13 protein-coding genes are annotated in these 10732 nt (G+C 32.3%); 6 read left to right on the forward strand and 7 right to left on the reverse strand.

Annotation, left to right across the window (positions count from 1 at the left end):
• The coding region (locus RMN92_RS13150; protein ID WP_309609895.1) for a CYTH domain-containing protein at positions 1 to 236 on the reverse strand (236 nt) is incomplete at its 3' end.
• A gap of 211 nt (positions 237 to 447) precedes the next feature.
• On the opposite strand from RMN92_RS13150, the gene dinB reads away from it, so the two are divergent.
• Both dinB and RMN92_RS13160 read left to right on the forward strand, forming a co-directional pair.
• Entirely contained in the window at positions 448 to 1539 is a 1092-nt protein-coding gene (gene dinB, locus RMN92_RS13155) for a DNA polymerase IV (protein ID WP_309609896.1), read from the forward strand.
• Positions 1540 to 1573: 34 nt separating this feature from the next.
• Positions 1574 to 2839 carry an alpha/beta fold hydrolase gene (locus RMN92_RS13160; RefSeq protein ID WP_309609897.1) on the forward strand — a complete coding sequence of 422 codons (1266 nt, stop codon included), beginning with the start codon at positions 1574 to 1576 and terminating at the stop codon, positions 2837 to 2839.
• A gap of 76 nt (positions 2840 to 2915) precedes the next feature.
• Here RMN92_RS13160 and RMN92_RS13165 read toward each other — a convergent pair whose 3' ends face one another.
• The 6 genes from RMN92_RS13165 to RMN92_RS13190 form a co-directional block, all read right to left on the reverse strand.
• Entirely contained in the window at positions 2916 to 3659 is a 744-nt protein-coding gene (locus tag RMN92_RS13165; RefSeq protein ID WP_309609898.1) for a Bax inhibitor-1/YccA family protein, read from the reverse strand.
• A 16-nt stretch (positions 3660 to 3675) separates the two neighbouring features.
• Positions 3676 to 5106 carry a pyruvate kinase gene (gene pyk / locus RMN92_RS13170; RefSeq protein ID WP_309609899.1) on the reverse strand — a complete coding sequence of 477 codons (1431 nt, stop codon included), beginning with the start codon at positions 5104 to 5106 and terminating at the stop codon, positions 3676 to 3678.
• A gap of 3 nt (positions 5107 to 5109) precedes the next feature.
• Complete coding sequence (locus RMN92_RS13175) at positions 5110 to 5589, reverse strand: IPExxxVDY family protein (RefSeq protein WP_309609900.1); 480 nt, start codon at positions 5587 to 5589, stop codon at positions 5110 to 5112.
• Positions 5590 to 5700: 111 nt separating this feature from the next.
• Positions 5701 to 6441: a ribonuclease III gene (gene rnc, locus RMN92_RS13180; RefSeq protein ID WP_309609901.1), complete on the reverse strand. Its 741-nt coding sequence runs from the start codon at positions 6439 to 6441 to the stop codon at positions 5701 to 5703.
• Positions 6442 to 6448: 7 nt separating this feature from the next.
• Positions 6449 to 7702 (reverse strand): beta-ketoacyl-ACP synthase II, encoded by a 1254-nt coding sequence (fabF, locus tag RMN92_RS13185; RefSeq protein WP_309609902.1) that lies wholly within the window; start codon positions 7700 to 7702, stop codon positions 6449 to 6451.
• A gap of 189 nt (positions 7703 to 7891) precedes the next feature.
• Positions 7892 to 8128, reverse strand: a complete 237-nt coding sequence (locus RMN92_RS13190) for an acyl carrier protein (RefSeq protein WP_014082856.1) — start codon at positions 8126 to 8128, stop codon at positions 7892 to 7894.
• A 175-nt stretch (positions 8129 to 8303) separates the two neighbouring features.
• Between RMN92_RS13190 and RMN92_RS13195 the strand changes: the two genes are divergently transcribed.
• The 4 genes from RMN92_RS13195 to RMN92_RS13210 all read left to right on the forward strand — a co-directional run.
• Complete coding sequence (locus RMN92_RS13195; protein ID WP_309609903.1) at positions 8304 to 8873, forward strand: phosphoribosylglycinamide formyltransferase; 570 nt, start codon at positions 8304 to 8306, stop codon at positions 8871 to 8873.
• Between the two features lie 8 nt (positions 8874 to 8881).
• On the forward strand, positions 8882 to 9361 hold the full coding sequence (gene rnhA, locus RMN92_RS13200; protein ID WP_309609904.1) for a ribonuclease HI: 480 nt from the start codon (positions 8882 to 8884) through the stop codon (positions 9359 to 9361).
• 2 nt (positions 9362 to 9363) lie between these two features.
• Positions 9364 to 9693, forward strand: a complete 330-nt coding sequence (locus RMN92_RS13205) for a RidA family protein (protein WP_309609905.1) — start codon at positions 9364 to 9366, stop codon at positions 9691 to 9693.
• A gap of 139 nt (positions 9694 to 9832) precedes the next feature.
• Positions 9833 to 10732, forward strand: a 900-nt coding sequence (locus RMN92_RS13210; protein WP_309609906.1) for a PfkB family carbohydrate kinase, incomplete at its 3' end; no start/stop codon positions are given.

The raw sequence follows: 10732 nt of genomic DNA on the forward strand, positions 1-10732 counted from the left end.
GACAATAAAGTTTCGGCATCACGAACATCAATTTCTTTTTCCCACTCCAATCTTGTCGTTCCGCTATCATTTCCTTTGCCTTTTATGGTCAAAAAACCTTTGTCTCCCTTTATTCTCACTCGGACTGCACGCTCAGGATTCGAGTTCAAATATCCTTGTACAATTCTGTTTTTGGAAACAGCAATTGATTCAAAATCATTGTATAAAACTAAAAATTTACGTTCTATTTCTATCATTTTTTTGGAGGTTTTCTAGCTTTACACTTCAATTTTAAAAAGAATTTCCGTTTCAAACAACGTTCACTAAACTCCTATTAAAATAAAAGTGTAGTGAAGTAATCTGGTCTATGGGTTAATCAATCCAAAGATACATTTTTTTAAAAAATTAAACTTTCTACAATATCGAATATGTTATTATATTTCGACCAAATAATTTTAAATTTGTATTATGTCTGATAACCAAACCCAACAACTGCAACGCAAAATTATCCATGTGGATATGGACGCTTTTTATGCATCGGTTGAGCAATTGGACAATCCTGACTTAATAGGAAAACCATTGGCAGTCGGAGGCAGCGAAAATAGAGGGGTCGTAGCTGCAGCAAGCTATGAAGCCAGAAAATTTGGCGTGAGAAGTGCCATGAGTGGCGCGCAAGCCAAACGAAATTGTCCCGATTTAATTTTTGTGTCACCAAGATTCGATCGTTACAAAGAAATATCTCAAAAAATAAGAAAAATATTTTTTGATTATACAGATTTGGTAGAACCGCTATCACTAGACGAAGCTTATTTGGATGTAACTCAAAACAAAAAAGGAAATCCAAGTGCTTCCCTTATTGCCGAGGAAATAAGACAACGAATTTTTGAAGAAGTTGGTTTGACAGCTTCCGCTGGCATTTCAGTCAATAAATTTGTAGCAAAAGTCGCATCAGATTTTAACAAACCCAACGGACAGAAAACCATCAATCCAGAAGAAGTGCAATATTTTCTAGAAAATTTAGACATTAAAAAGTTTTACGGAATTGGAAAAGTCACCACCGAAAAAATGTACCAGCAAGGTATTTTTACAGGCAAAGATCTAAAATCAAAAACATTAGAATATTTGGAATTGCATTTTGGAAAAAGTGGCACACACTATTACTACATTGTTCGTGGCATTCACAACAGTGAAGTCAAACCCAATAGAATCACCAAATCTGTCGCAGCAGAACATACATTTGATTCCAATTTAACTTCCGAAATTTATATGGAAGAACGTTTGGAGCAAATTGCTTTGGAATTGTCACGAAGACTTTTGAAACACAAAATTTCTGGTAAAACAGTGACCTTAAAAATAAAGTATAGCGATTTTTCACAACAAACCAGAAGCAAAACATTGCCCTACTTTATTTCTGACAAGGGACTTATTTTTTCAACTATCAAAGAACTTTTGTATCAGGAAAAAATGAAAAATTCAGTCAGGCTTTTAGGAATTTCGCTTTCCAACCTCAACACAGAAATTAAGAAAACTGTGGTTGTTCAATTAAAACTTGATTTTTAATGTTATTTTTACGTAACAGAAACCTCTTTAAAAAATGAAAATAAATAAACTATTTACAATTGCATTTTTACTACTATCTATAATCTCCAAATCACAAAACCAAGAAACTGGAAGAGCTTTCATACAAATCCTTCTTCAAGAAAAAGATTATCCAAAAGTCTATACTTTTTTTGATGAATCAATGAAAACTAAAATCTCAGAATCTTTTTTGAAAGAGACAGCTGAAAAATTAGAAAAACAATTGGGAAAATTCAAATCTATAATTGAAACCAGCAATGAAAAAGAAACATATACTTACTATTCTGATTTTGAAAACATAAAATTGGACATAAAAATATCCTTTGGTGAAAATAAAAAAATAATTGGATTTTTCTTTGTGCCACACAAAGAGCTCAAAAAAGAAAATTCGTTAGGAAAAGATTTCAATGTAAAAAGCAATGATATAGAACTTCAAGGAACTATTTTAATACCTGAAAATAATAATAAAAACAAGCTGGTTATTTTTGTTCATGGCTCTGGGTCAAGTGACAGAGATGAAACAATATTTGAAAATAAACCCTTCAAAGAAATTGCCGAAAATTTATTTGCAAAAGGAATTGCATCCTACAGATTCGATAAAAGAACTTATTCAAACCCAGAAACTTTCAAAGATACAAGTACAATTGATGACGAAGTAACCAACGATATCATCAATATTATATCCTATTTTAAAAATAATAAAGAATTTACGGGTTATGAAATTATAGTTTTAGGACATAGTGCGGGTGCATACTTATTGCCAAGAATAGCGAATAAATCACAACAAATTTCGAAAATTATTCTTCTGGCAGGAAATGCGCGACCAGTTTGTGAACTTTTAATTGAGCAGTATGAATATTTGTACAAACTAACGCCTACTGAAGAATTAAGACAAGCCAAGCAGCTAGTAAAAGAACAAATTGCCTTTTTAAATTCTAAATCGTTTAATTTGCAAACGCCAAAGGACAAGCTTCCGCTGGATACTTCCGCATACTATTGGAAATCTGTTTTAGATTATAATCCAATGAAAGAAATTAAAAAAGTAAAAATCCCTATTTTAATTTTGCAAGGCGAAAGAGATTACCAAGTGACCATGAAAGATTTTGAAATATGGAAACAAACATTGAAAAATAACAAGAAGGCAGAATTTATTAGCTATCCAAAACTAAATCATTTATTTATGTCTGGCGAATCTCAATCTGATCCTAAAGAATACGCTATCAAAGGAAATGTTGATTTAAATGTAATAAACGACATAGAAAAATTTATATCAAAAAAATAAAACTGAAACTTATTTTAAAACAAAACCCGACAAATTTCAAATCTGTCGGGTTTGTGATTTTTATAAAATTTTATTTTTAGTCTCTACTTAATTTTGATAAAAGCCTCAAAAATTCCACGTATAACCAAACCAAAGTTATAATTAATCCCATAGCAGAAAACCATTCCATATATTTCGGATTGCGATTTAATGCGCCTTTTTCTATTTGATTGAAATCTAAAAATAAATTTAAAGATGCTATAATAATCACAAAAATGCTAATTCCAATACTCATCCAAGAATTTCCATAATGAACAGGTTGGTAGCTTGTAAACATTGATAATAGCCATGAAATCAAATAAAATGCTGCAATGGCGATAGTAGCAGAAATTACGACAGATTTGAATTTTTCTGTGACTTTAATTATTTCATATTTGTACAACATAAAGCAAACTACAAATGTTACCATAGTGGCACTTATGGCTTGCATAGCAATACCTGCATAACTTGTTAACTCAAATATGGCAGATATTCCGCCCAAAAATAAACCTTCACAAATAGCATAACCTGGCGCCAATTGTCTTGAATATTCTGGTTTGAAAGAAGTAATTAAAACCAATACAAATCCAGAAATGGCACCGCCTATGGTCAATACCATTGGATTGTATCCTTGAAAAGTCATATACCATGTTACTGCAAAAGCTATTGCCAAAAGGCCTAATAAAATTAAACTTTTGTTGATGGTTCCAGAAATGGTCATCACATCTGCATTGTCTAATACATCAGCCTTACTAGTATTGGTAAAATTTTTATTCTTAAAAAAAGGATTACTTGAATTCATATTTTTACAATTTAAATTATTCTATTTCTGAAACTCTCAAAGTGTTAACCATTCCTTTATCTGTCACTGGCATTGCTGCTAAATTGATTAAAAAATCGCCTTTGTCAACAAAACCTTTGACACGAGCAATTTCGTTTACGTCGGTCACTGTATCATCGGTACTTACAAATTTATCATAATAAAATGATTTTACGCCCCAAAGTAAATTTAATTGGGTTAAAATTCTTCTGTTGGAAGTAAAAACCAAAATATGGGCAGATGGTCGCCAAGCTGAAATTTGGAAGGCAGTGTAACCACTATTGGTCAATGTACAAATAGCTTTTGCTTTAATCGTGTTTGCCATCATGGCAGCGAGGTGACAAATGGATTTTGTAATAAAACGTTTGGTACGAACCTGTGGTGTATTTTGTGGTACTTGAATGAGCGGAGAATCTTCCACAGCTTCAATAATTTGTGTCATTTTTTCAATTACCTGAACTGGATAATTTCCAACTGAAGTTTCTCCTGAAAGCATCACCGCATCGGCACCATCCATTACAGAATTGGCTACGTCATTCACTTCTGCACGTGTAGGCGTAAGACTTGTAATCATGGTTTCCATCATTTGGGTTGCAATGATTACAGGAATTCGTGCAGTTTTTGCTCTGTTGACCAATTTTTTCTGAATTAACGGAACTTCATGCGCAGGAACTTCCACACCCAAATCCCCACGGGCAACCATCAATCCATCGCAATACGCTACAATTTTATCAATATTTTCTACACCTTCCGGTTTTTCAATTTTAGCAATAATTGGAATTTTATGGTCAGAATGTTTGGCAATTAAATCTTGCAATTCCATTAAATCTTCAGCGGTTCTAACAAATGAAAGTGCAATCCAATCTACCTTTTGTTCAATAGCAAAAATGGCATCTTTTATGTCTTTTTTGGTCAAAGCAGGAAGCGAAACTTTGGTGTTTGGCAAGTTGACCCCTTTTTTAGATTTTAATGGACCACCTTGAATAACCCGGCAAACAACTTCGGTAGTCCTGTTGGTTTCAATGGCTTCAAACATTAATTTACCATCATCAAGCAATATTTTTTCTCCAGGATTTACATCTCTAGGAAATTCCTTGTAATTCATATACACTCTTTCGGCAGTTCCAGGAACATCTTCGGCAGTTTGAAAAGTAATAATATCGCCAGGATTTACGACAACATCTTCTTTCATGACACCAACACGAAGTTTTGGACCTTGCAAGTCGCCAAGTATGGCTGTTGTGTATCCAAATTCTTCACTTAAACCTCTTATAATATCAATTTTAGATTTTACATCATCATAATCTGCATGGGAAAAGTTAATTCTAAAAACATTAACTCCAGCTTTAATCATATCATTCAATACTTCTTTTGTACTACAGGCTGGACCAAGAGTGGCTACAATTTTAGTTTTTTTGTTTGTTGGCATTTGTTAAAAAATTAAATTATTTTTTGATTTGATTTTATCTGCGTTTATTTCATAAACGGCACTGATAGAATCTATTTTATTTATATTTGCGACTATTTCTGCTATTTTGCAATGCGAATTGTATTCAATTTTTAGAAAATAATCCACTTTTTTTAATTCTGAAACAAGTGCGACTCTTTGGGTTACATTTTTATTTTCAAAAAGATTTATAGTTGCAGTTTTGACTGGCAATTGAATTTCTTGCTTGTTTTGAATTAAATCCCAAACCATCATTTTTTCTTCATCTTCAAAAGTAAAGCGGGAAAAATAGGTTACTTTCTCTTGAACTTCAATAGGAATTTCATTATCATTTTTGCATAAGAGAATTGATAAATTTTGATTTAATTTAAATGCCAATTTATAATCTTCAAGAGACGAATAAATAGCAATTAAATTATAATCTATCTGATCAAAATCTTCTAAATGAAGTTTGTGAATCGCCATAATCTAGCAAAATAAGTTGTAAATATAGTATTTCTAAATGATAGAAACCACTTAAGGAATTTAGGTTTTTGTTAAATTATTTACGAAAACGATATAGTTTTATAAAATAAATTATTTATTATCAATTTTTGATTGGAATGCAAAATAGCCTCTTTTTGATGCAATTTCTTCAGCCTTTTTCTTTGATGTTGCTCTAGCTTTTGAAATCACTTTTCCATCGATACTCAATTTTACAGCAAAATATTTTAATTTTCCTGCGTCTTCATCATCATATACATCAAAATGAAAAGTTTTTCTTTCTTTCTGACACCATTCGATCAGTAAACTTTTGTAGCTGATTACTTTTCCTTCCAACTGATCGATATTCACATACGGCTTAATTACTTTTTTATGGATAAATTTTTCGCAGTAAGCGAAACCTCTATCCAAATAAACAGCTCCAATAAATGCTTCAAAAAGATTGCCATGAATATTTTCCCCAAAATTCTGAACAGTAACTTTGCTTTCTATAAATTGTATTAAATTCATGTCTTTTCCAAGCTCATTGAGATGTTCGCGGCTTACAATTTTTGAACGCATTTTTGTCAAATAACCTTCATCTCCCGTTGGAACTTGATTGAATAAATGGGCTGCAATAACACTTCCGAGCATAGCATCACCAAGAAATTCTAATCTTTCATAATTTAAAGCATTGCCTTTATCATCAAATTTATTCATTGACCTGTGGGTAAATGCTTTCCGAAAATTTAATAAATTAAGAGGTTTAAAACCTAGAATTCTTTCAATTTTATCAAAAAAAATCCCGTCTTCTGGAGAACGGGAATTAGAAAATATTTTTTTTATTAAACTCATAAATAAATTATGCTTCCAATTTTTTGAACAATACGCAAGCATTGTGACCTCCAAAACCAAAAGTATTACTCATAGCCACTTTTACATCACGTTTTTGAGCAACATTTAAAGTTAAGTTTAATTCAGGATTGATGTTTTCATCAATCGTTTCATGATTGATGGTTGGAGGAACTATACCATATTTCATCGCTAAAATAACCGCAATAGCTTCAATAGCACCAGCAGCACCAAGCAAATGACCAGTCATCGATTTGGTAGAATTTATGTTTATATTTTTGGCATGGTTTCCAAAAACTGCGCTAATGGCTTTTAATTCTGCAACATCTCCAAGTGGGGTTGAGGTTCCATGCGTATTGATGTGATCAATATCTTCTGGTTTCAATCCAGCATCTCGAAGCGTATTATTCATTACAGCAATTACTCCAATTCCTTCTGGATGTGGCGCTGTTAAGTGGTAAGCATCAGATGACATACCGCCACCGCCAACTTCGCAATATATTTTTGCACCACGCGCTTTGGCATGTTCATATTCTTCAAGTACCAATGCGCCTGCACCTTCGCCCAAGACAAATCCGTCACGATTGGCATCAAATGGTCTTGAAGCTGTTTCTGGACTTTCATTTCTGGTTGATAAGGCTTGCATAGAATTGAATCCTCCCATTCCAGCAATAGTTACAGCGGCTTCAGAACCTCCTGTTATAATTACATCACACATGCCCAAACGAATGTAGTTGAAAGCATCGATCATAGCATTAGCAGAAGAAGCACAAGCAGAAACAGTAGTATAATTTGGACCCATAAAACCATTTCTCATAGAAATATGAGCTGGAGCAATATCAGCAATCATTTTTGGAATGAAGAAAGGATTAAACCTTGGTGTTCCATCTCCTTTTGCATAATCAATCACTTCATTTTGAAAAGTTTCCAATCCACCAATTCCTGCACCCCAAATAACACCAACTCGGTGTTTGTCGACATTGTCTTTTGTTATTCCAGCATCTGTAATAGCTTCCTCACTTGCTGCAATAGCATATTGTGCAAATTTATCCATTCTGCGCGATTCTTTCCTATCCACAAATTCCTCTACATTGAAGTTTTTTATTTCGCATGCAAATTTAGTTTTGTGTTTTTCAGTGTCATAGTACGTTATAGGCGCTGCACCACTTTTGCCGCTTATTAAAGCCTCCCAATATTCTTGAATATTATTTCCAATGGGAGTTAATGCGCCTAATCCTGTTACTACTACTCTTTTTAACTGCATATTGGTTGGTTTTGTTTAATGTAAAAATACCCAACGCACTTTTAATATTCACTAAAAGAAACTATTGGGTATTACATAATTATTTTAATGATTGTAATACAATCAATGTTTTCAAAAATCTTTATAATTTTTAAAAGGCATAAAAATAATAACATCTGCAAGTTTTAAAATTTGCAGATGTTTATAATATTATTTTTTTGCTTCTTCAATATAAGAAATAGCTTGACCTACCGTAGCAATGTTTTCTGCTTGGTCGTCTGGAATTTGAATGTCAAATTCTTTTTCGAACTCCATAATTAGCTCAACAGTGTCTAATGAATCAGCTCCTAAATCATTTGTGAAGCTTGCTTCTAGTACAACTTCGTTCTCGTCAACGCCTAATTTATCTACGATAATCGCTTTTACTCTTGATGCAATGTCTGACATAATCTTTAATTTTAAAATTTAATTTGTTGGCAAAAATAAAAAACTTTATTTTAAATCCACGCTTTAGTTAATAAATATGAATACGAATTTAAAAAAATTATTTAACAAAGACGACTTAATTTTATTTATTATCATTTATTATTCTTTTTTTTGTGCAATACTAATTACTGAATAAATGAAAAATGTAGTACTATTTGCTTCAGGTTCGGGTTCAAACGCCGAAAACATCATAATAAAACTAAAACAAAGAAGTCAAGATAACGCATTCACGATATTCACTAACAATCCTGATGCCAAAGTATTAGAAAAAGCAAAAAATTTACATATTCCATTTGAAATATTTAACAAAAGTGAGCTTTTGGAAGGATTGGTATTAAAAAAATTAATTGAACTAAAACCTGATTTAATTGTATTGGCAGGTTTTTTGTTGAAATTTCCCGAAAATATTGTAAAACACTATCCAAATAAAATTATCAATATACATCCAGCACTTTTACCAAAACATGGAGGAAAGGGAATGTATGGAATGAACGTGCATGAAGCAGTTTTTAATAACAAGGAAACCGAAACTGGAATAACGATACACTATGTAAATGAAAATTATGATGAGGGTAAAATTATATTTCAAAAAAGTGTTTCAGTAACAAATTGCAAAACTAGGGAAGAAATTGCTCAAAAAGTTTTGACTTTAGAACATGAATATTTTCCTGAGGTCATTTTTGAAATCCTAAATCCTGAATCTTAAATCTAAAAATGAGTCACCAAGTTCACATATACACAGATGGAGCAGCCAAAGGTAACCCTGGAAATGGTGGTTATGGTATTGTTATGGAATTGATTGGAACGACTTTCAAAAAAGAATTCTACGAAGGATTTCGTCATACAACCAATAATAGAATGGAATTATTAGCCGTAATTGTTGGTTTAGAAAAACTCAAAAACCCAAACACAAAAGTTTTGGTAGTCTCCGATTCAAAATATGTTATCGACTCTGTCGAAAAAAAATGGGTTTTTGGTTGGGAAAAAAAAGGTTTTGTAGGAAAGAAAAATCCAGATTTATGGAAACGTTTTTTAATAATTTACAGAAAACACCAGGTGGACTTTAAATGGATAAAAGGACACAATAATCATAAACAAAATGAACGGTGCGATGAATTGGCAGTTTATGCATCAGGACTAAAAGACCTTTCAGTAGATGCATTTTATGAAAAAGAAGACGATAAATTATTTTAAATATGTCAAATAGAAAATTCATAACTACAGGTGTAAATATTCCAAAAACATCAGCTCCAATAAGTCAAGCTGTAGTTGCTGGGAATTATTGTCACATTAGTGGACAAATATCCGTTGATTCAGAAGGGAAATTTATTGATGGTACAATTGAAGAGCAAACCGAATTGGCTTTTAATAATTTATTAGCTGTTTTAAAAAAAACAGGATTTAGTATTAATGAAATTGTATTTATTGATATTGCCTTTACCAATTTAAAGGATTTAGAATTTGTAAATCCTTATTTTGATTCTTTGTTTGAAGTAGCTAGAAAACCAGCAAGAACGATTTACTAAGCCGCAGCTTTGCCTGCTGGCGCAAAAATAAAAGTCATGGCAATAGCTATCAAAGACAATATATAAAACTTTCCAACTCACAACCTTTGCAACTCTGCAACTTAAAAACTATCTTTGCACTTTAATTTACTTTTACATAATGAACAAACTTTTAATTGTAGGAAGCGTCGCTTTTGATGCCATAGAAACACCCTTTGGGAAAACAGATAAAATTTTAGGAGGAGCAGCTCCATTTATTGCATTGTCAGCTTCAAATTTCGATATTCAAACTGCAATTGTTTCTGTAGTTGGCGAAGATTTTCCTCAAGAATATTTAGACATATTTTCTAATAAAAATATAGATATTTCAGGTATTGAAGTTGTAAAAGGCGGAAAAACATTCTTTTGGAGCGGAAAATACCACAACGATATGAATTCTCGCGATACTTTGGTTACCGAGCTCAATGTTTTAGGAAATTTCAATCCTGTAGTTCCTGAAAATTTTAAGAATGCAGATGTGGTTATGCTTGGCAATTTGCATCCAATAGTTCAAAGCGACGTTTTGGATCAAATGGAAACCAAACCAAAATTGGTCGTTTTAGACACCATGAATTTTTGGATGGATTGCGCTCTTGAAGATTTACTGAATGTAATAAAACGTGTTGACGTAATAACAATTAATGATGAAGAAGCCCGTCAATTATCTGGTGAATATTCATTGGTCAAAGCAGCAGCTAAAATTCAAACCATGGGACCAAAATATGTTGTAATTAAAAAAGGAGAACACGGCGCTTTATTATTTCATGATAAAGATGTATTTTTTGCTCCAGCATTGCCACTTGAAGAAGTTTTTGATCCAACAGGAGCGGGCGATACATTTGCAGGAGGATTTTCAGGATATTTAGCGCAAACAGATAACATCACTTTCGAAAATATGAAAAATGCCATCATACACGGCTCGAATCTGGCTTCCTTTAGTGTAGAAAAATTTGGAACCGATAGAATGCAAACGCTAACAAAAGCCGAAGTGGTATCAAGATTAAAACAGTTCAAGTCTTTA

Source organism: Flavobacterium sp., assembly GCF_031363805.1.
In the GTDB taxonomy this organism is placed as follows: Bacteria; Bacteroidota; Bacteroidia; order Flavobacteriales; family Flavobacteriaceae; genus Flavobacterium.